At 69.8% G+C, this 20,640-nt stretch carries 22 protein-coding genes; 12 read left to right on the forward strand and 10 right to left on the reverse strand.

Annotated features, from left to right (window positions below):
- The first annotated feature begins 6 nt into the window (after window positions 1–6).
- The 11 genes from KCH48_RS38000 to KCH48_RS42650 all read left to right on the forward strand — a co-directional run bounded on the left by KCH48_RS38000 (window position 7) and on the right by KCH48_RS42650 (window position 11,667).
- Window positions 7–714, forward strand: coding sequence for an SAF domain-containing protein (locus KCH48_RS38000; RefSeq protein ID WP_210581969.1), 708 nt, complete (start codon window positions 7–9; stop codon window positions 712–714).
- Window positions 714–1,538 carry a hypothetical protein gene (locus KCH48_RS38005; RefSeq protein WP_210581971.1) on the forward strand — a complete coding sequence of 275 codons (825 nt, stop codon included), beginning with the start codon at window positions 714–716 and terminating at the stop codon, window positions 1,536–1,538. Before KCH48_RS38000 ends, KCH48_RS38005 begins: the two co-directional genes overlap by 1 nt.
- Entirely contained in the window at window positions 1,528–3,018 is a 1,491-nt protein-coding gene (locus tag KCH48_RS38010; protein ID WP_210581973.1) for a CpaF family protein, read from the forward strand. Before KCH48_RS38005 ends, KCH48_RS38010 begins: the two co-directional genes overlap by 11 nt.
- Window positions 3,015–3,962, forward strand: a complete 948-nt coding sequence (locus KCH48_RS38015; protein ID WP_210581975.1) for a type II secretion system F family protein — start codon at window positions 3,015–3,017, stop codon at window positions 3,960–3,962. Before KCH48_RS38010 ends, KCH48_RS38015 begins: the two co-directional genes overlap by 4 nt.
- Window positions 3,959–4,843: a type II secretion system F family protein gene (locus KCH48_RS38020; RefSeq protein WP_210581977.1), complete on the forward strand. Its 885-nt coding sequence runs from the start codon at window positions 3,959–3,961 to the stop codon at window positions 4,841–4,843. The genes KCH48_RS38015 and KCH48_RS38020 overlap by 4 nt, the downstream gene beginning before the upstream one ends.
- Before the next feature lie 46 nt (window positions 4,844–4,889).
- Window positions 4,890–5,105, forward strand: coding sequence for a hypothetical protein (locus KCH48_RS38025; protein ID WP_210581978.1), 216 nt, complete (start codon window positions 4,890–4,892; stop codon window positions 5,103–5,105).
- Window positions 5,105–5,530, forward strand: a complete 426-nt coding sequence (locus KCH48_RS38030; RefSeq protein WP_210581980.1) for a TadE family protein — start codon at window positions 5,105–5,107, stop codon at window positions 5,528–5,530. The genes KCH48_RS38025 and KCH48_RS38030 overlap by 1 nt, the downstream gene beginning before the upstream one ends.
- Window positions 5,531–5,535: 5 nt before the next feature.
- Window positions 5,536–5,985, forward strand: a complete 450-nt coding sequence (locus KCH48_RS38035) for a pilus assembly protein (protein WP_307841059.1) — start codon at window positions 5,536–5,538, stop codon at window positions 5,983–5,985.
- Entirely contained in the window at window positions 5,982–6,437 is a 456-nt protein-coding gene (locus KCH48_RS38040) for a pilus assembly protein TadG-related protein (RefSeq protein WP_210581982.1), read from the forward strand. The genes KCH48_RS38035 and KCH48_RS38040 overlap by 4 nt, the downstream gene beginning before the upstream one ends.
- Window positions 6,437–9,883 carry a LysM peptidoglycan-binding domain-containing protein gene (locus KCH48_RS38045; RefSeq protein WP_210582027.1) on the forward strand — a complete coding sequence of 1,149 codons (3,447 nt, stop codon included), beginning with the start codon at window positions 6,437–6,439 and terminating at the stop codon, window positions 9,881–9,883. Before KCH48_RS38040 ends, KCH48_RS38045 begins: the two co-directional genes overlap by 1 nt.
- Window positions 9,884–9,969: 86 nt before the next feature.
- A complete protein-coding gene (locus tag KCH48_RS42650; RefSeq protein ID WP_307841060.1) occupies window positions 9,970–11,667 on the forward strand; it encodes a DUF2637 domain-containing protein in 1,698 nt (565 codons plus the stop codon).
- A 100-nt stretch (window positions 11,668–11,767) separates the two neighbouring features.
- Here the strand turns inward: KCH48_RS42650 and KCH48_RS38055 are convergent, their stop codons facing one another.
- The 9 genes from KCH48_RS38055 to KCH48_RS38095 all read right to left on the reverse strand — a co-directional run bounded on the left by KCH48_RS38055 (window position 11,768) and on the right by KCH48_RS38095 (window position 17,990).
- Entirely contained in the window at window positions 11,768–12,571 is an 804-nt protein-coding gene (locus KCH48_RS38055; protein ID WP_246886510.1) for an aminoglycoside phosphotransferase, read from the reverse strand.
- 57 nt (window positions 12,572–12,628) lie between these two features.
- Window positions 12,629–12,769: a hypothetical protein gene (locus tag KCH48_RS38060; RefSeq protein ID WP_210581984.1), complete on the reverse strand. Its 141-nt coding sequence runs from the start codon at window positions 12,767–12,769 to the stop codon at window positions 12,629–12,631.
- A gap of 2 nt (window positions 12,770–12,771) precedes the next feature.
- The gene (locus tag KCH48_RS38065; RefSeq protein WP_307841061.1) at window positions 12,772–13,812 is read right to left on the reverse strand and encodes a radical SAM protein; all 1,041 of its coding nucleotides are present in this window, start codon (window positions 13,810–13,812) and stop codon (window positions 12,772–12,774) included.
- A gap of 542 nt (window positions 13,813–14,354) precedes the next feature.
- On the reverse strand, window positions 14,355–14,852 hold the full coding sequence (locus KCH48_RS38070) for an NUDIX domain-containing protein (protein WP_210581988.1): 498 nt from the start codon (window positions 14,850–14,852) through the stop codon (window positions 14,355–14,357).
- A 135-nt stretch (window positions 14,853–14,987) separates the two neighbouring features.
- Window positions 14,988–15,164, reverse strand: a complete 177-nt coding sequence (locus KCH48_RS38075) for a hypothetical protein (RefSeq protein ID WP_210581991.1) — start codon at window positions 15,162–15,164, stop codon at window positions 14,988–14,990.
- Window positions 15,165–15,400: 236 nt separating this feature from the next.
- A complete protein-coding gene (locus tag KCH48_RS38080; protein ID WP_210581993.1) occupies window positions 15,401–16,093 on the reverse strand; it encodes a GntR family transcriptional regulator in 693 nt (230 codons plus the stop codon).
- A gap of 508 nt (window positions 16,094–16,601) precedes the next feature.
- Window positions 16,602–16,805 (reverse strand): hypothetical protein, encoded by a 204-nt coding sequence (locus KCH48_RS38085; protein WP_210581995.1) that lies wholly within the window; start codon window positions 16,803–16,805, stop codon window positions 16,602–16,604.
- Complete coding sequence (locus tag KCH48_RS38090) at window positions 16,780–17,388, reverse strand: DUF6415 family natural product biosynthesis protein (RefSeq protein ID WP_307841062.1); 609 nt, start codon at window positions 17,386–17,388, stop codon at window positions 16,780–16,782. The genes KCH48_RS38085 and KCH48_RS38090 overlap by 26 nt, the downstream gene beginning before the upstream one ends.
- A complete protein-coding gene (locus KCH48_RS38095) occupies window positions 17,385–17,990 on the reverse strand; it encodes a hypothetical protein (protein WP_210581999.1) in 606 nt (201 codons plus the stop codon). Before KCH48_RS38095 ends, KCH48_RS38090 begins: the two co-directional genes overlap by 4 nt.
- Before the next feature lie 260 nt (window positions 17,991–18,250).
- Between KCH48_RS38095 and KCH48_RS38100 the strand changes: the two genes are divergently transcribed.
- Window positions 18,251–19,585, forward strand: a complete 1,335-nt coding sequence (locus KCH48_RS38100) for a DNA-binding protein (RefSeq protein WP_210582001.1) — start codon at window positions 18,251–18,253, stop codon at window positions 19,583–19,585.
- On the opposite strand, the gene KCH48_RS38105 is transcribed toward KCH48_RS38100, so the two are convergent.
- On the reverse strand, window positions 19,586–20,599 hold the full coding sequence (locus KCH48_RS38105; protein WP_210582002.1) for an NAD-dependent epimerase/dehydratase family protein: 1,014 nt from the start codon (window positions 20,597–20,599) through the stop codon (window positions 19,586–19,588).
- Window positions 20,600–20,640 lie beyond the last annotated feature (41 nt).

Consider the following 20,640-nt stretch of genomic DNA (forward strand, 5'->3'; position numbering starts at 1 on the left):
GAGACGTTGAGCAAGACCCAGGAACGTGTAGAGGCAGTCAGCCCGAACGGGGTCCCCCACCAGGGACGTGGCGCCGGGCCCGTCGCTCCCCCACGGGTGTCGGCCCGCCGTCGCCGCCCAGGCGTCATCGCCCTGTCACTGGCCCTGATCGCCGCCGGAGGAGCGGGGGTTGCTGTCCTACTGCTGCAGGTCGGCCAGCGCACCGAGGTGGTAACCGTGGTCCGCGACGTCCAAGTCGGGCAGGTCGTCACGGAAGACGATCTGGGCACGGCCTCGTTGGCCCTGGACCCGGCCGTCAAGGCGGTGCGCGGCACCGACCTGGACTCGGTGGTGGGCAAGCGGGCCGCTGTGGAACTCAAGCCCGGTTCCCTGCTCGCCCCTGCGCAGGTGACGAAGGACTCGCTGGTAAAGGCTGGTGAGCAGTTGGTGCCGATCGGGCTGAAGCCGGAGCAGGTGCCGGCCACGGCGCTGGTGCCGGGCCAGAAGGTGGATCTGGTGCACGTCCCGGCCCAGGGCCAGGCGGACACCGGTAAGACGTCCGGCACCCTGCGGGAGACCATCACAGGGCGGGTCGTGAAGGCATCCAGCGCCGCCCCCGGCACGGGGATCATGGTCGTCGACGTCGCCACCACCGCCCAGGAGGGACCGACCGCCGCCGCGTGGGCGGCGGCCGGCACCCTGCGCCTGAACCTCGCGGCCCCGGACGGCAACTGATGGCTGTCATCGCGCTGGCCGGATGCAGCGGCGCTCCTGGCGTGACCACGAGCGCGCTCGCTCTGCTGCTGTCGTGGCCGCTGGAGCCGGGCCGGAGGATGATCTTGGCCGAGTGTGACCCGGACGGCGGGGCTGTGCTGCACGGCCTGTTGCAGGGCACTCTCGGTGACCGGTACGGGCTGCGCAACATCTCGGTCGCTGCCCGCAAGGGCGAGTTCAGCGACGCCTTCTGGCGGCAGCTAATCGACCTGAGCAGCGAGGACGGCAAACAGGTCTCGCCACGCGACCGGCTGCTGCTGCCGGGCATCACCGACCCTGCGCAGGCGGCGAGCCTGGGCTCGGTGTGGAAGGTGCTGGCGCAGATGTTCCGCGGCATCGACGCCGAAACCGGCCACGACGTCCTGATCGACCTCGGCCGCCGGGGGGCGTACGGGCCCTCCGGTGTCCTGGCCGAACAGGCCGACGCCGTACTGGTCGTAGTCCGCAACACCCTGCGCTGCCTGCAAGCCGCCCAGGCCCGGGTGAGCGAGCTGGAGGAGCGCGTCGGCGACGTCGGGCTGATTGTGATCGATGAAGGGCCCTACCCCGCGGGTGAGGTGCAGCGGGTTCTGCAGGTGCCCGTGGTGGCGACCCTGCCGTATGCGCCGAAGGACGCCCGCGTGCTGTCCGACGGCGCCGAGCAACCACGTCACTTCACCAAGTCGCCGCTGATGAAAGCGGCCCGGACAGCCAGCAGCGTGCTGGTCCAGCGGGCCGCGATGCGGCGGGCCCGCCTCGACCCGCGCGGCACCTTTGCCACGGGGGAGGTGACCCGTGCGCGGTAGGCCTCTGCACGCCGATCCGACCGTGGCTCCGCCCCCCGGCCGCCCCCAGGCGTGGCCGCACCAGGCGAACGGCACACCGGCCGGCGCTGCCTCCAGTACGCAGGGGCTCGGCGCCGCGGCTCCGCAGGTCAGCGTGGACTACAAGGTCGCCCGGCACATCGCGGCCCAGGTCGCCAAGCAGCGCGAGGAGTGGCTGAAGACCACCCCGGACGCGGACCGGGCCAGCGAGGAGCAGCGCTGCCTGGACTGGATCAACGAAGCGGTCGCACTGTGGTCGGACGCCCAGGCCATGACCCCGCACGAGGACGAAGCCCTGCGGCGCGCTTCCTATGACCTGCTCTTCAGGGCTGGCCGGTTGCAGCCGTATCTGGACGACGAGCGGGTCGAGGACATCATCATCCAGGGCCCGGACCAGGTGTGGCTCGACTACGGCGACGGCGAGCGCCGCATGGTCGGCCCCATCGCGGATTCCGAGGAGGAACTGCTGGAGCTGCTGCGGGAGTTGGCCCGGGGCTCCGGGCACAGCGAGCGCACGATCTCCACGGCGAACCCGACGCTCGCGCTGTCGCTGCAGGACGGCTCCCGCCTGCAGGCGATCACCGGGCTTGGGCCGATGACCTATGCGGTGATCCGCCGGCACCGGGTCTCCCACGCCGATCTCGACGACCTGGTCCGGCTGGGCACGATCGACCCGATCCTGCGGGAGTTCCTCGGCGCCTGCGTACGCGCCGAGAAGAACATCATGATCGCGGGGAAGCAGAAGGCCGGGAAGACCACGCTGCTGCGGGCGATGCTCAAGGAGTTCGACCCGGAGTGCCGCTTCGCCACCGTCCAGACCGAGGACGAACTGTTCGCCCACGCCAACGGCTACCACCGCCAGGTCGTCTCCCTGGTGGGCCGGGAGTCCAACGGTGAGAAGGACGTCACCGGCCGCGGCGCCGGCGAAGTCACGCTGCTGGACCTGATGCACCCGGCGCTGCGGATGTCGCTGGAGCGGATCGTGGTCGGCGAGGTCCGAGGCCCTGAAGTCGTGGCGATGATGCAGGCGTTGACGAACGGGTCGGGCGGCAACCTGTGCACGATCCACGCCCGCCGCCCCGACATCATCTTCGACCGGATCGCCGAGCTGTACGCGCTCGCGCAGGGCAACCTGTCCGAGCAGCTCGCCTACCGGCAGACCGCCAACGGTCTCGACTTCATCGTGTACGTCGACATGACGGACGAGACGCAGATCGGCGGCCGCCGCCACCGCTACGTCTCGCACGTCCTGGAGCTCACCGGGATCGGCGAGTCCGGCCGCCCGGCCACGAACGAGATCTTCTCCCCCGGCCGGGAGTTCGGAGAACTGCGGGCGGTGCCACGCATGGACCCGGGCTGCATCGACGATCTGCGCCGGGTCGGCTTCGACTCCACGTCGCTGCAGCACCCGTACGGGGCGTGGGCGGCGCCGCTGCCGTTAAAGGTGGGGGCGGGCCGATGACGCTGTTGTTGGCACTGATGAGCGGCATGGCCGTCATGGGCGGGCTGATCGGTGTCGTGGCCGGCGTCGTGGGCACCACGGCGCCGCGCAGGGCGCCGCTGAGGCAGCGGTGGAAGGTCCTGGGCGCGGGGCAGGAGCAGGCGGAGGACGTCCGGCTGCGGCGGAGGACGCTGGCAGCCGCCGCGGCCGTGGTGTCCGTTGTGGTGTGGCTGGTCTCGGGGAACTTCGTGGCCGGTGCGATGCTCGGCGCGGCCGTGGTGGGTGTGCCGTGGCTGATCACGCCGGCGCAGATCGTGCAGGAACGCATCGGCCAGCTGGAGGCCCTGAGCGAGTGGACGCAGCGGCTGGCCGGGCTGCTGCGGCTGGGCATGGGCCTGGAACAGGCGATGATCACCAGCCGGAAGGGGGCACCGGAGGAGCTCGCCGAGCAGATCGCGGGCCTGTCGGACCGGCTGCGGCTGGGATGGCGGCCCGAGGAGGCGCTGCGGGCCTTCGCGGATGAGCTGGACGACATCACAGCGGACAAGGTGGCGGCCGCGCTCATCCTGTCCGTCAACGACCGCGGCCCGGGCCTGGCCCAGGCGCTGGAGGATCTCGCCGCGACCGTGCGCGACGAGGTCGCCGGCAAGCGGAAGGTCGAGGCTGACCGGGCCAAGTCCCGCACCACGGTGCGCTGGATGACCTTCATCACCCTCGGCATCGTCGTCGCCGGGTTCTTCGTGCCGTCCTTCACCCGCCCGTACAACACGCTGCTCGGGCAGCTGGTGCTGGCGGTCCTGACCGCCGGGTTCGTCGGCACGCTCGCCCTGATGCGGTCGCTGGGCATCTTCCGCCGGATCGCGCGCTTCCTGGAGGCCGATCCGAGCAGCACGGTGCGCCTGCCCGCGCCCCTGGCCGAGCCGGATGTGGCGGCCGCGCGTGAGCCCGAGGGAGTGAGCTCGTGAACCTGCTACCTGCTGTGGTCACCGGCGGCACCGTAGGTGCCGGCGTCGCGGTGTTGGTGCGTGAACTGCTGCGTCCACAGCCCGCCTTGGCCCCGGCGCTGCAGCGCAGTTCCCCGGGCCTGCTGACCACGCCCGAGCCCGAGCTGGACCGGGACGAGGTCTGGGGCCAGTGGCTGCTGACCCGCATGGGCCGCCTGCCCGGGGTTCGCATCCCCACCAAGAACCTCGCCCTGCTCGGGCAGGGGCCGGGCCAGTTTGTGCTGAAGAAGACCGCGCTCGCCGCACTGGGTCTGCTGTGTCCGGTGCTGGCCGCCATCCCATGGATCATCGCGGGCATTTCCCTGCCGTTCTACGTGCCTGCCGTCGTCGGGCTCGCCATCGCGGGGCTGCTGTTCATCACCCCCGATCTGGTCGTGCGGGACCAGGCCAAGCGGGCCCGGGAGGAGTTCGCTCATGCACTGTCCGCCTACCTGGACCTGGTGGCGCTCAAGCGGGCCGCGGACGCGGGCCCGGCCGAGGCCTTGGAGAAGGCCGCCGCGGTCGGCCGCGGCTGGCCCTTCCTCTACCTGCAGGCAGCGCTGCGGCGTGCCCGGCTGGAGAAGATCCCGCCGTATCAAGCGCTCGAGGACCTGGCGCACGAGTACGACCTGCCGGTCCTGGAGGACGTCGCCGACATCATGCGCGGTTCGGCCACCGACGGCGCCGCCGTCTACAAGGCCCTGCGGGCACGGACCGCCGCGCTCAACACCGAACTGCTCGCCGCGCAGGCCGCCGAGGCGAACGCCGCCAGCGAAAAGATGACCGCCCCCGGCGCCCTGCTCGCCGTGCTGGTCATGCTCCTGATGGCGTTCCCCGCGGTGATCCGCATGCTCACCGTCTGACCGAACTGATGCAACGCACAGCACGAACTCTGTGGAGGTTCCCCTCATGAAGCACACCGCAGCCCGCAGCTTACGCACCGTCCGCTGGCTGACGTCCCGCCTGAAAGACGGGCTTGGCGAAGCCAGCCGACGGCCGGACCGGGGCGACATCAGCATCACCACCGTCATCATCTGGGTCGCCGCGGTCGCCGGCGCTGTGGCGATCGCCGGCACCATCGCCATCGTGATCAACAAGTACAACGTCAGCCTGTCCGGCATCTGATGGTCTCCGGCCGGCTTAAGGACTGGTGGCGCGGGCGACGATGGCGCGACGACCGCGGGGACGCATCCATCCAGATGGCGATCGTCTTCCCGTTCGTGCTGCTCGCCACCATGGCGGTCATCCAGGCCTCCATGTGGTACTACGCGCGGCAGATCGCTCTGACGGCCGCCCGCGAAGGTGCCACCGCGGCCCGCTCCTACCAAGCAACCCCGGCCGACGGTGCGGCCCGGGCCCGCGATGTGCTGGGCCGCGTGGCGGGTGACAGCCTGCTCAACCCCGGCGTCTCCACCGCCGGGAGCACCGCCGAGCGGGTGCGGATCCAAGTGACTGGGACGGCCCAGTCGATGATCCCGGGCGTTGCCGGCCTGCAGGTCAGCCAGTCGGCCTCCGGCGCCGTGGAGCGCTGGACGACCCCAGGAGAGTGAACGTCGTGCCAAGGACCCGGTGGGGGGTGGCCCAAGGGGATGCGGGCAGCGCGGCGATCGAAGCGGCCATCATCTTCCCTGCGCTGATCATGTTCGTGTGTATGGCGATCGCCGGCGGCCGGCTCGTCACCTCCGGCGCGAAGATCGACGCCGCGGCCGAGGACGCCGCGCGGGAGGCCTCCATTCACCGCACCGTGGGCGCTGCCCAGGACGCCGCTCACACCGCTGCGACCGAGTCCCTAACTGACCAGGGCATCAAGTGCGCCTCCAGCAGCGTCGCTGTGGACACGGGCGGGCTCAGCGTGCCCGTCGGGCAGGTGGGGACCGTCACCGTGACCGTGAACTGCACGGTCAATCTGTCCGACCTGCTGCTACCCGGCGTGCCCGGGGCCCGCACCTTGGAGTCCACCGCGACCTCGGTAGTTGACCAGTACCGGCAACGGGGGAACGAATGATCTTCCAGCAGGGGCGGGGGCGCCGCCGGGTCCGGTTCGATGACCGTGGTGGGATCACGGTGTTCGTCGCGGTGTGCGTGGTCGCGCTGCTCGGCATCGTCGGCGTGGCCGTCGACGGCGGCGGCAAGATGCGCGCCACCGAACGCGCCGACTTCATCGCCGGGGAGGCTGCCCGGGCGGGCGGGCAGGCCATCGACCCTGCCCAGGCCATCACCGGCGAGGCGGTCGTCGTCGATCCGCAGGATGCGCAGGCCGCAGCCCAGGAATACCTGCGCTCCGTCGACGCTGCCGGCACGGTGACCGCATCCGCCGACGGCAAGACGCTCACCGTGACCGTCAACGGCTCGTACGACACGAAGTTCCTGCCCGTGATCGGGATCGGCTCAATGCCGGTGACCGGTCACGCCACGGCCACCCTCCTGCACGGCGTCGCCGCTCCCGAAGGACCATGATGCGCACCAGCCACTCCCCCGCCGCCCGAGGCCGCACCCTGGCCAGGGTGCTCAAGGCCGTGTGCAGCCTGCTCGTCCTGACCGGCGCGGTCGCCGGGCTGCCGCTCGTGCTGGCCTGGGCCACCCCGGTGGTCTGGGATGCCGGCCGCGACGACCTGGCCCATCTGCTGGACCGGCAGGACACCGGCGCCGCCTTCCTGATGCTGCTCATCGCGGTGGGGTGGATCGGCTGGGGGCAGTTCGCGTTCTGCGCGATCCGGGAGCTGGTCGCCCAGTTGCGCGGCCGGACGTGGCACGCACCGCGGGGGCTGAGTTCCTCGCAGCGGGCCGCGGCCGCGCTGATCGGGAGCATCCTGGTCCTCCTGCCGACGAGTTCGGCCCTGGCCTCCTCCCCCGCCCACGCCGCACCAGCCGCGAGCGCCGCCCCCGTGCCCGGGCAGGCCCAAGCCCGGCAGACGACCGAGGCCGACACCGGCTCGGAATCTGCCGCGCACACGCCGGCCTCCCGCACGACCTACACGGTGCGCGAGACGCGGCCGGCGGAGAGCCTGTGGGGCATCGCCGAGCGGGAGTTGGGCAACGGCGAGCGGTGGCGGGAGATCGCCGACCTGAACGAGGGCCGCCCCATGGTCGACGGCCAGGTCTTCCACGCCAACGGCTTTCTGCAGCCCGGCTGGCAGCTTCAGATGCCCTCAACCGCCACAGCCGCGGGAGGAGTTCGTACGCAGCTGGATGACAGCACCCCGGCTGCCGACGCGAGCGGGCACACCGTCACGGTCCACTCGGGCGACTACCTGTCGAAGATCGCGGAGGAGGAGCTCGGCGACGGCGGCGAGTGGCCGAAGCTGTTCGAGGCCAGCCGGGGCAAGCCGCAGCCGCACGGCCTGCCCGCCATCTCCGACCCGGATGTCATCTACGCGGGGCAGCAGGTCACTGTGCCCGGAGCCCAGCCCGACCAGCCGGGCCAGGGCCGTGGCCTGGGTGATGAGCCGGGCAGCCAGGAGACCGCTCCCCCGGCCACCGAGAAGCCCGACGGCCCACAGAATCCGGGCGCGGGCACGGATCAGGCCCCAGCGCCGAGCCAGAGCACCGCGCCTGCACCGCAGTCGTCGGCCCCCGACACGCCGGCCAGTCGCCCCGCCCAGCAGCCCGGGCAGGAACAGGTCTCCCCTTCCGCTCCGGCCGCCGCGACACCCGACCCCAGTGCCGCATCATCTGCCCCCGCACGGTCGGCGCCGACTGAACCGTCCGGCACCGTGGCCTCCTCCCCCGCCACCACGGCGTCCGAGACCCCAGCATCGGCTCCGGCCAGCAGCCAACTGAACCTGCGCACCGTGCTCGGCGCCGGCGCACTGCTGGCCGCCGCCGTCACCGGTGCCCTCGCCCTGCGCCGGACACTGCAGCGCCGCCGCCGCAAGCCCGGCGAGACGATCGCCATCGCCTCGGAAACGTCCACGGCAGAGGCCCAGTTGGCGGCGGCCGCCGAGCCGGACGGCGCAACCCGCCTGGACGCGGCGCTGCGGACCCTGGCCCACCACGCGGCCCAGCAGGAGGACACCGCGCTCCTGCCGCCGCTGCGGGCGGCCCGGATCGGCGCCCGCACGGTGGAGGTACTGCCCGAGGACCGCGTCCACGAGCCGCAGGCGCCCTTCGCCTCCGGGCAGGGCGGATGGTGGGTCCTGCCCGCCGATGCCGTACTCCTGGACGAAGAGACCGCCCGCGAGGTGCCCGCGCCGTATCCCGGGCTCGTCACAATCGGCCGCACCGCGGCGGATGACCTCCTGCTGCTCAACCTCGCGCACCTTCCCGCACTGCTGCTGGACGGCAACCCGGTCCACATCACCGAGGTGTGCACCTCGCTCGCCGTGGAACTCGGGATGAGTCCGTGGGCGAGCGACGTCGAAGTCGTCACCGTCGGGTTCGGTGAGGACCTGCCGCAGTTGCTGCCCACCGCGCGGATCGCTCACATGCGGCAGGCTGCGCACGCGCTGCGCGATCTGAGCGAACGGCTGCTGGAAGCGCACCAGATACCCGAAACCCAGCATCAGCCGTATCTGCTGCTGTGTGCGTCCTTGCTGGACGCGGACACGGCCTGGCAGTTCGCTGATGTCATCGACAAGGCGGGCGCGGCCCCCGTCACGCTGATCGCGCCGGCGAGCACGGCGGCTGCGCACTTCCCGGAGGCGGAGATCCTCAACGCCTCCCTCAGCGAACCGCAGCACCTCGACTACGTCGGCACCGACATCACGGTGCAGCGCCTGGAGCACGCTGCCTACTTGCAGATCACCACGGCCCTGAGGGTGTCCGGACAGCCGTCCCACCCGGCCGAGGGCCCCTGGCAGGACGTCCCGGACGAGCCCGACAGCATGCAACAGCCCGGGCAGACCGTTCCGGAGGAGTCCACCGCGCCCGCCACCGCCGCTGCCACCAGTCGCGCGACGGCGTCGGCGGACCCGAGCGGCGAGGTCTTCCCGGCCTTGCTCGCCGCCACCACCGATCCGTCTGGGCTCCGCCTCCTGTCCTCCGCCGCGTCGTCGACCATGCCTGCCGACGAACCCGACAAAGCCGTCGAAGCAACAGCGCCTGTGGCCCCCGCGCCCTCGGCGGCCGCGGAAGCCGCCGAGGCGGACGACCAGGAGGACTCCGCCGAAGAACCCACGGCGGCGGAGGCAGAGGAGTGCGAAGCGCACGACCTGCACGCCCCGGAGATCCGCGTGCTGGGCCCCGTCGAGGTGACAGGCGTGGACAGCACCGGCCACGGCCCGCGGATGGCGCAGCTCGCCGCGTTGTTGTTCTTCCGACCCGGGCGAAGCGCCGACGTGCTGTGCGCCGACATGGACCCTCTCAGCCCCTGGACGGCGAGCACCCTCAACGCCCGGCTGCAGGGCCTGCGTCGCTCCCTGGGCAACGATCCGGCCGGCAGCCCCTACGTACCGCGCCGCAAAACCGGCGAGGACCCCTACCGGCTCGCCCCCGGCGTGCGCTGCGACTGGATCCGCTTCCTGCAGCTCGTCGAAAGGGCCCTGCCGATGGGGCAGTCAGGCCTCACCGACCTGGAGAGGGCGCTGACTCTGGTGCGCGGCAAACCGTTCGGCGGCAAGCCCCTGCCCTGGGCCGAGCCCTACCAGCAGGAAATGATCACGCGGATCATCGACGTCGCGCACACCGTGGCCACCTACCGCACCCCCGCCGGCCCGCACCGTGACCTCAGCGCGGCCCGCCGGGCCGTCGCGACCGGTCTCGACGTCGACGACACGGCGGAACTGCTGTATCGGGACTGGCTCCGGATCGAGCATGCTGCCGGGAACCGGCAGGGGCTGCACACCGCCATCACCCGCGTCCAACAGGTCAACCGGGCACTGGACTGCTCACTCGAGACGGAGACCGAGGACCTCATTCGCACCCTCCTCACCCGGACCTCTCCTGCACAAGCCCAGGGCAGATGAATGACGAACCGGGGACGATCCGCTGCCCGCACGCAGCCGGAAAGAGACGACCACGCCATACAGCACGTAGTGGGAGAGGGGTACGGGTGGCCGCGCCGGTGCAGCTGACACGGACGCACCGGGTTCTGATCGGCGTGGTCGTCTTCGGTGCCGTCATCATCGCCGGCATCGGCTTCGCGGGTTCGTACGCCGCCGTCCGCGAACTGGCCCTCCAGAAGGGCTTCGGGGACTTCAGTTACGTCTTCCCGATCGGCATCGACGCGGGCATCTGCGTCCTGCTCGCCCTTGATCTGCTCCTCACCTGGATACGCATACCCTTCCCGCTCCTGCGCCAGACGGCGTGGGTGCTGACGGTGGCGACGATCGCCTTCAACGGCGCCGCGGCCTGGCCGGACCCGCTGGGCGTGGGCATGCACGCGGTGATCCCGATCCTGTTCGTGGTCTCGGTCGAGGCCGCCCGCCACGCGATCGGCCGCATAGCGGACATCACGGCGGACAAGCACATGGAGGGGGTCCGCATGACGCGCTGGCTCCTCTCCCCCGTGCCCACGTTCCTCCTCTGGCGCCGCATGAAGCTCTGGGAGCTCCGCTCCTACGACCAGGTCATCAAGCTCGAGCAAGAACGTCTCGTCTACCAGGCCCGCCTCCGCTCCCGCTTCGGCCGCAGCTGGCGCCGCAAGGCCCCGGTCGAGTCCCTGATGCCCCTACGCCTCGCGAAGTACGGCGTCCCCCTGGCGGACACAGCCCCCGCAGGACTGGCGGCAGCAGGCCTCGAACCGACCTTCCGGCCCCCTGCCGAGCGGGCCGGCGCCTCCACCCCGCCAGAACACGCCTCTCTTGAGACACCGGCGGTCCATGACCAGCACATGACCAAGCCGGACGGAACAAGGCCGCGACACGTCCCAGCCTCCGCGCCCAAGAAGTCGCCTGCCCCTCAAGAGTCGACCGAGGACGCCGTCGACCGGCTCGCCGAGTCCTACCAGGCGTACATTGCGCAATTCCACGTCGAGCCGACCGCCGCGCAATGGGCCGTCTGGCTCCGCGACGCGTACGGCATCTCCACCGCAGCCAGTGCCCCGCTCTCCGAGGAACAGGTCCAGCCCCTGCTCCCGGTACTACCAAGGCGCGCTGTTCCTCACACCGAAGAGATCGCCGTCTCTGAAGAACCACAGGCAGACTTCGTCATGAGCGGCAAGGAGCGCGAGTTCACCGGCATCGAATCACCCGCCGATGAGGCTGCCGCCGATCCCGGCGGGCAGGCCGCCGACGAACTCCCGCAGGAGGAGCACCACCCCGAGGCGGCACCCGCCGGTCTGAGCGCGCAAGCCGCCACGGAGCGGCGCGGCCTGCAGGTGAACACCCCCATCGATGCTCCGCTGCCAGGCCACGACGACGTAGCCACGAAGCGAGCCGCCCTCACCACCGTCGACCGCTACTACCTCGCATGGATGGAGTACCAGGCCGGGCAGGGCGAGGAGCCCACGGCCGAGCAGCTGTCCGCCGCTCTCGCCACCAAGGGCATGTACGGCCGCGGCCGAAAACCGGTCAGCCCCGCCAACCTGCGCCGCTACCTCCTGCCCTTCCGCCTCTACAACGTCTGGGCCCAGCACCGCGTGCACAGCCCTCAGCCCGCGCTCAACGCCATCGCCCAGGAATGCGCAGCCCGCGGGATCACCGGTCAGTACAACAAAACCATCACCACCGCTCACCTCACCCACGAAGCCGACGACTTCGAACGACGCTGGCAAGCCCTCACCCACCACCACACCAACACGCAACAGTAGGTCCGCGACCGCACGCCGCCCGCGCATCGGCTGCACCAACGGTGTTGAGTAGGCCGAAGCTGCCAGCCGTGACTACAGCCAGGACGCCTGAGCATGGCGGTCAGGGCTTGGCGTTCCGGTGCTCGGCCCAGGCTTGTGCCGCGTGCTGCATCGGCTTGGCCCAGTCGTCTGTGCTCTCGCCAGCGATCGAGTCCCACAGTCGGTGCTGGACGCGAGCGAGCGCGTCAAGGCCGGCGGGCGGGGCGTCCTGCCATGCTGAGTGCGCGGCGGCCTCACTCTCGGCCTGGCCGGGGGTGTGGCCATGGGCGATGAGCCACAGCAGCCACAAGGCGGGGTCGATCCATGCCGCGCCGGTCGACGCCCACCCCCAGTCGACGAACAGGGCTCCGCGGTCCGTCATGAGGACGTTGTGCGGGTTCCACTCGGTGTGGAGCAGGCGGTTTCCGGTGAACCAGGACAGGTCTGCGGGGTCGTCGACGTAGGTCCTGAGCCGGTGCGGCATGGTCTTCAGTTCGACGTCCGGGGCGGGTACGTCGGCCAGCCTCGTCATGGTGGCCATGACCGCCGGTAGGTCGGGGGAGCCGGGCGTGAAGTCGGCGTGTCCGCCATTGATGTGTTCGAAGCCGAGGAGACTCCACCCGTCCTCTTCCACATGCCAGTGGAGCTCAGGCGCGATGTTCCTCACGTACGGGCCGACGTCCGCTTCCCGCTTCTGTGTCCAGACCCACGGGTGATCGAGCGGGAGACCTTTGACGAACAGCGTGCGATCCGCCGTGTGCACGCGAGCGGCGATGGCGCTGTTGCGGCCCGCTTTCACGGTCTCGACGCCGGCGATGGGACCGCTGGCCTTTTCGATCAGCCGCAGCACGGCGTCCGGTAGCTCGGTCAGGCGCGGGGTGGGCATCAATCCTCCAAGAGGTCTGGTCGGGGCCGTGCGTGAGCACGGCCCCGGCACAGTGGGTCAGTTGTACGGGTTGTCGTCGCCGCAGCCCGGGACGGTGCCTGCGGTCAGCGCTTCAACGTCCTCGACGAGAACGATCGTGTCGGGGTCCTCGACGACGGGCTCCGGCCTGCGTGTCAGTTCGATCATGACGGCGGTCATCTCTACCTCGTTCCGTGTTGGCAGTAGTGCTTCAGTGGTGCCTTCGCCTCCTGGAAGACCTTCGCCATCGGCCTGCACACCCGGCACGTGCCGGACAGCGTGCAGCCGCTGCATCCTCCGGTGCGAAGCATCAGGGACTCGGCTATCTCGCCGAGCCGGGTCAGGCCTTCCACGCCTTCGGCGATCAGGTCGATGTTCGGTTCGCGGCCGACCTTGCAGATCGAGGCCCGCCCGAACGGGTCGGCGTGGAAGAACGTCACGCCGGCCGGGCATCCGGTGAACGGGGCCCGGTTGGTGAGGTACTGGGGTGACTGCGATGGCAGCGGCTCCGCGGTTCCGTGGATCGTCGGCGAGATGTTCGCGTACTCGCGATACGGCACGCCGAGTTGCTTCGCCCAGGTCCTCATCGTGTCGAGCTCGTGCACGTTGCCCTGCACGATGATCAGGCTCAGGTCGATGTTCAGACCAGCGTCGACGGCCTTGTGCAAGCCGGCCCGGAAGCGGCCGAATGCGCCGCGCCTGCGTGTCACCGTGTCATAGGTCGTGGCCGTCGCGCCGTACACGCTCAGCGTCAGCTTGGCCGGCGGATACGTGCACAGCAGGTTCAGGACGTGGTCCTTGTGCAGCCGGGAACCGTTCGACAGGATCTCCAGCTGCATACCCAGCTCGTACGCGAGTCGATACGACTCGGGGAAGTCCGGGTCGATGAGCGGTTCCCCGCCGGTGATCTGGAGCCAGATCACGCCCGCCTCCCGCATGACGGCCAGCAGCTTCCGCTTGCCCTCCATGTCCAGGCCCTCGAAACGCTTCTTGCCGAGGTAGCACATCACGCAGTCGAGGTCACAGCCCAGGTTGATCTCCCACGTCGCCCGGCTGAACTCGAGCAGGCCCGCCTCCCGCATCAGGACGACCTCGCCGACCCTTCGGCCCGCCAAGTCCATCTGCCACTGCGCACGTACGGCGTCAACGAGCCACCGGGGCACGGCGCTGGGCACCGACGCCAGGGCGAGCAGCTCATCGAACTTGGCATGCGGGAGCTGCACGGCTTTGGTGCTACCCGGTCGCAGGATGAGGCGCCGCCCTCCGAACGGTGTTGCAACGAGCTCGTGCATGTCGTCTTCCCTTCGTCTGGGGTGGCCGACTGCTGCATGTGGTGGCACTGGCAAGGGTCAGGACAGACGGGTGGGGATGGAGGGTCGTCGGTGGTTACCCGAAACGCCGTCGCCAGAGCTCCGGCGTGCTGGTTTCGGACTGAGCGGCACCGTGGCGGCGCGCACAAGCGTGGCGATGTCCAGGCCCGCAGCGGCAGTGAGGTGGTGCCCGTTGTTCGCGAAGACCGCGCCCGCACCGACGGGGCGCGTCTTCTGCGCCGGTACGGGGGCATTCCCAGTTCGGTCACGCGTTCCTCCAGTTGTCGGTAGTGCCCTGAACGGACCCGGCCGGGGCGGGTGGAGCAACAACGCAGCCCCGGCCGGGGGCTTCGTGGTCAGCGGTGTCTTCCCGATACGGCTGTCGGGGGTGTTGGTGCGGGGAGCACCCCGCCGCGGCGAACGCGGCAGGGGTCATCAGCACTGGCCAGCCAGCGCTACTCGGGATGCCCGCTGAGTACCTCTACGTCGCCGCCGGACAGCGCCCGCAGCGCCGCGTGCGTACGCGCCGCCGTGAACGGTGTCAGCTGCTCCTCCAGCTCATCCGGGAGCATCCACCGCACGCTCTTGATGCTGCCGCCGAAGGTGAACGACGTGTCTACGTCGATGACCCCGCAGTCGAAGAGGAAGTTCACCCCCTCCTTCGACAGGTGCGTCTCATGCTGCTGGTCGTGCATGTGGTGCACGGCCAGCAGGCGGCCCGGCTTCGGCGTGATGCCGAGCTTCGCCCTGACGTTGCGTACCAGGCCGTCTAGGAGCGGTTCGTTCTCCTCCACACAGCCGCCCGGGTGGAACCAGGGCTTGCGCTCCTCGTTCCTGAGGTCGGCTTTCGCCTTCTCGGTCATCAGTACCGCCCCGGCGGGATTACGGATGATGCCCAGCGCCCCCAGGCGGCGCGGTGGTGGGTCGGTGAAGTGGTCCCGCTCGGTCTGCATGGTCTCCTCCTCGGTCACAGTGGATCTTCAAACCCGGCCGGGGCGGGGTGGCGCTACGGGGCGCGCCGGCCGGGGGCTTGTGGGGTCTCGCTGGGGTCTCCCGCCCCTCGGGGCGAAGGGATGGGAGACGGCCGCTTAGTTCGAGAGCTTCGAACCCTCCCCGGGCCAGCGGTCTTCACGGACCGCCTTCTTGTGCTGGGGCTGGGACACCATCTGCTGTTGCTCCTGCGGGGTGTGCGCCCCGGCCGCCCTGGAGTCCCGGTCTCGGCGCCCCTTAGCGGCGTCCACGGTGGTCTTCCTGTTGCTGCTCACGCTGCGCTTACTCCTTTGCACTCGGTTCTCATCAAGCCCGCTCCGGCCGCCGACCGTCCTACTGGAGACGGCCAGAGCGGGGGCTTTGTGTGACCGCGCGCCCCTTGGGGAGAAGGGGCGGGGCAGGCGGCCGGTGGTCCGTCCCTCGGAAGTGGGGCCTTCCCCCGCGACGTCTTGCCGGAGCCCCGCGGGGGCGTCTGTCAGGCGATGGCTGGCTTGGATGGCGTCGTAGGCGGTTACCCGAAACGTGCGCTGTGCGAATTGCGGCTCTGACGGATCGTCTTGGGGGTCTGCATCGCCTTTTCCAGGTCCCAGCCCACGGAATACCGGGAACGCAGAACGCTACAGTCGACCAGGCACCGTGGATCCCAAGCCCACTCGACGAGCGTGCGGCGTTCACCGAAGGCTGGCAGCTTTTTCCCGCCGGATTTCCTACGCACGGGGGGCCGCAGCAGATCCTCCGCCGGGATCTCAGCTAGTGCGCGGGAGACGAATCTGGCATTGCTGTTCCGAACCTCCAGGATTCCTTGCCCTTGCAGCGCCCTCAATGCCTTGGAGACCGTGGCGCCTGAGACCCCGAATTCTTCTGCCAAGACACGGATCGTAGGGAACTGTTCGCCTGGCCTGTATATGTTCTTGTGCAAGCGTTCTCTTAGAACCGTTTCGATGTACTCGTCATGCGGAAGATCGGATTGGCCGTTGGCGGGCCGCCACGACTCTCCTTCGATGACGACCCGCATACCTACACCTGGCCGGGTTTCCACCAGGCCCTCTTCACGCAGAGGGCGAACGGCACGTACCACGACTTCCTGCACCAAGTGCATACCCGAGAATTCCTCTGCCAGCTGCGGATAAGTGAATACGTGACCTGGCGGCCATTCTCGGGTCTCGATGCGGGTGCGGATTATGCGCGTCAGCTGCTGCGCCATGGCCCCAGCCGAGCCGGGACGCAGCCGATACTTGCTCGCTTGATCGCCGTGCGAAAGGTGTCGGTCGGACATGGGCGTTTACCTGATTCTTTGTGGAGATGCGTGCATTTCGAGGCCGCTGACATCGCTATGAAGGAGATTCGAACCGGTTTTCAGCTTCGGTTGCGTACAACTACTGCGGGCATCGTGCTGCTTTCAGTCGGAACGATCGGATCGATTGCGATGTGGGCCCGGGACGAGGTGAGTGACCTGCCGTGGAGAAACAGTCGGAACCGCTCTCCCCGCGCCGGGTGTCTGATCTGCCCAAGGCGGGTGCTTGGGCCTTGGGGGCGAGGCGCGGCGCGCACACGTAGAACGTCGCGTGCCCGCCGGCCCCCTCCCCCGCAGTGGCCCCGGCTCATCCGCCACGGGGGCGACGCGGACGAGCCGAGGCCACACCCCCGGAGGCACGATGCGGGTGGAGCCTCCAAGGGGGCTCACAACCGGCAGGGGAGGCCGGCCGCGAGTCCTATCCCGCCAACAACGCGGCGTCGGCAGGGCGGTGATCGAGGAAGTACGCGAGCGCCTGCCGCATCAGCCGGTCCAGGCAGTCGCGGCACGCGTTGAACGGTGCGTGTTGCCCGTCCCAGGTGACCGGCCCAAGCCAGATCACCGGCAGGTCCGTGCACTCGCAGCCGAGCCAGCAGTCACCGATGACCCATTGCTGCGTCATCGGACGCACCTCCCGCCGGCTGCTCGGCGGGCACCTTGACGATGGCGAGCAGTCCGCGCCGTTCGTTGGCGACGGCGGCGCAGCTGTCGGTGTGCCGGTAGCCGCGGGTACCTCCGCTCGCCTCCGACGCGAACACCGCCTCTTCGAAGCCCTCGCCGTCCTCTATCGACCCGGAGCAGCCGCCGCAGATCTTCCGACGGACAACCTGCTCGATCTCGTCGGCGCCGGTCGGTTCGCCGAGCGGGCCCGGATGCTCGAGGAGCGTCAGCAGCGCACGAGCACACGTGGCCACCTCGTACACGTAGCACTCGCGTTTCCCGGCGCTCGGATCCACCGCGAGCGCCTGGTGGGCGCGGACCAGGCAGTGAACCGCCACCACCCGCATGCTCGAACGCATACGCGCCGTGATCGCCGCGACCTCGGGAACCAGCAGCCCGACATGCCCGGTGATCTGCTCGCACATCTCGTCGAGCTGCTGCCCACTCGGGAGGTCTGGCGTCCCCAAAACGCCCGTGTACGCCGCGCGAATCGTCTGCGCGTCGAGCTGCGGGGAATGTGAGGGCGCTAAGGCCTCAACAGTCACCGACCGACCCCCTCACCGCGAGCCGCCAGGCCGGTGATGACCAGGCTCTCCACCTCGTCCAGGTAACAGAGGTCCCCGGCGGTGTCCATCGGAAGGGACCAGTAAGAGCGCCCCTTCGGCTCCGTGAGGGCGATGTGCGGGACGCCGAGGTAGTAGGTCCGGCCTCTGAGGCGTTCCACCCCGGGGACCTTTCGGTTGGTCCAACGCCATTCGGAGGTCCCGGGCACCAGCGCGTAGTAGTGGTGGGCATGGATGTCCATGAACATCGCTCCGCCGTCGAAGAACCGGCGGAGGAAGGCGTCCACCTCCTCCAGTTCCTCCGTGCGAGCGGCGCCCCACACGAGGTGGGCCGGGATGCGTACGGCGGAGAGGGTGGCGCCGCAGGTGAGGAGCGCGATCCCCTGCGTCTTCCACTCCTTGCGTGCGCGGTCACGGTCTTCCGCGGCCGTGAGGAGCCAGTGCGTGACGCTGAGTTGCCGCTCCTCCAGGGTCGTCATGCCCGTTGCTTCCAGCGTGTCACCGCCGTCCTCGTACGGCTCGGCACCGGCGAGGTCCGGGGTTGCAACGGCGGTTTTCTCCTGCGTGGTTCCTGTTCTGGTCATCGTCACGCCTTGGTCAGGGAACGGGAATTGAACCCCGCCACGGGGTTGGCGATCAGAGTTCTCCGCCACCCCGTAGCCCCGCCATCTCTTGAGGGGTTGCCTCTGAGCCGCTTCTGAGTGACGTCCATAGCCCCGGGGTAGCTTTGAAGTTGCTTCTGTTCAGGGCGTGTTGCCGCGGGTGGAGCCGGCGGTATCCCCTTCGCGAGGAGGGATCGATCCACGGACGCGCCGGGTGCACGGCGCCGGAGACTGGGGGCGGTATGGGCGGCGAAGCGAACACACTGCTCAAGTTGCTGTGTGACCGCGAGCGGCTGACCTACCGCAAGTTCAATGAGCGGTTCACCGCCACCGGGGTAGAGCTCTACGGCCGCAGCCCCAACAACCCAACTGTGGGTGAGCCGCAGTTCCGGAAGTGGACGGGCGGGAGGCTCGTGGGCCTGCCTGGCCCGGAGACGTGCGCCATTCTTGAGCGCATGTTCCCCGGCTACGGCGCGGAGCGACTGTTCAAGCACCCGTCTGAGGTCATCGATCCCCAGGTACCCGCATATGACCCGGATCTGGAAGAGCGAATCGCAATGACCGCAAGCGAAACACACGAAGACGCCGACGCAACTGTTGGCATGTCCATCTCGGACACCACCATTGAGGAGCTCCACGATCGGGTCGTCACGCTCGCGCAGAAGTATCACCGCCTCGCACCGGTGAAGGCCTTTGAGGAGGCCGACGCTCTCCGGGGGAAGGTTGAGCACCAGAGGGACCGCACGCAGGTGCCCGCGCAGCGCCAAGCCTTGTTGATCATCAATGGCCAGGTGGCGGCCCTACTGGCCTCGGCGGCCTTCGATCTCGGCTACCTGCGTCACGCGCGGACGTTCGCACGCACCGCCGCTCTGTATGGAGAGACCACGAGGTTCGCGCCCTTGCAGGCGTTCGCGGACGGAACGCTGGCATACATCGCGTACCACGCCGGCGACAGCACGGAGGCCGTGGCGAAGGCTGACCGCGCGCTGTCCTACGGCGGACTCGGCGACGTGGCACAGAGCCGCCTGCACGCGATTCAGGGACGCGCGTACGCCCACCTCGGCGACATCGCGTCGGCGCAACGCGCAATCCGTCTCTCTGAGGATGCCGGCCGGGACCGCGTGGACGAGCTCCACGACTCGGTGGGCGGCGAGTTCGGTTTCCCTGCGGAGCGGCTGGCCATGTCCAACAGCACCACCGCGCTCATCATCGGCGACAGCGGCCAGGCCGAGGCCGCCGCGCGCCAGGCGCTCGCCATTCTCGGCCAGCGATCGAGGGACGCCCAGTCCGCGCACGTCCAGGGCGGCGCCGCGGCTGACTTGGCCATGGCCCGGCTCCTCGCCAATGACGTGGACGGAGCCGCCGAAGCGCTCGTGCCGGTGTGGGAGATCCCGAGCGACCAGCGGATGACCGGCATCGTGGTCCGCACGGCCCGCATCCACCGCCACCTCTCACGGCCGACGTACCACGGCGCGCAGCTTCCCGGGCAACTCCGGGAGCGCATCGAGGACTTCACTCGTGTGTCCCCGCCGTACCAGATCGGCCCGCACGTTGGGCTGCTTGCCCTCGAAGCCTGATCACAGGGAGGCGAGGATCTTCGACTCCTTCTCCGGGGCGATCCCGTGCTCTGCCCACCTCGGGTGATCCACGGGACGCCCATCCCGGGCCAGCCACGCCCACGTGTCCCGAATCGTCTCGACGAGCGGCCGGCAGCGCAGACCTGCGGCGACGGCACGCCCCGAGTCCACCGACCACACGCCGGCGTGCGTACGCCACAGCGGCAGCTCCGTCCACTGCCTCACGCCCTGCTCAGTCAGGACGTCCGGCTCTATCCACACCGGGGTGCCCGTGCTGTCCGTCACAGTTAGGCACTCCCTCAGGAAGTCCGCGAAGGCGATCCCTTCGGGGTGGGTGACGTTGTAGCCGCCGCTGGTGGAGCTCGCGGCCTGATCCAGCGCGAACTCAGCGACGTCCCGCACGTCTACCGGCTGGATGCGCTGCTCGGCCGGGGCCGGGGCCACGATGCGACCGCCGCGTTTGGCCCGGTTCAGCCACCAGGGGAGACGGCCGACGTACTCCCCGGGGCCGAGGATCGCCCCCGGCCGCAGGAAGACGGCGGCCTCCCCGAAGGCCTCCGTCACCGCGCGTTCACCGCCGGCCTTCTGGAACCCATACGTGGTGGGACTGCCGTCCGCGCCCGTGTACCCGTACGTCTCGTCCGCGTCCGGCGGGCACTCCAGCAGCGGCGAGGCATCCGTCAATGGCTGGTGCGGCCACCCCTCGTAGACGGACACGGTGGAGATGTGGACCCACCGCTGAGCCGTTCCCTGAAGTGCGGTGGTGGCCAACAGGACGTCTCGCGGCGCGAGGTCCGAGCTGGACGTGTCGATCACGGCATCCCACGGGCCGTGTTGTGCGAGTCGATCCAGGTCCTCGCGGACCGTACGGTCGCCATGGACCGGCTGAACGCCCACAACGTCCGGGCCGGATCGCCCGCGGTTGAAGGTGGTGACAGACCACCCCCGCGCGAGCGCTCGCTCCGTGATGGACTTGCCCAAGAACCAGGTGCCGCCGATGACCAGAATGCGCATGGACCCGATCCTGCCGTCACCACACGAGGCGGCGAAAGTGC

The sequence above is a fragment of the Streptomyces sp. GESEQ-4 genome (assembly GCF_017948455.1).
GTDB lineage: Bacteria > Actinomycetota > Actinomycetes > Streptomycetales > Streptomycetaceae > Streptomyces.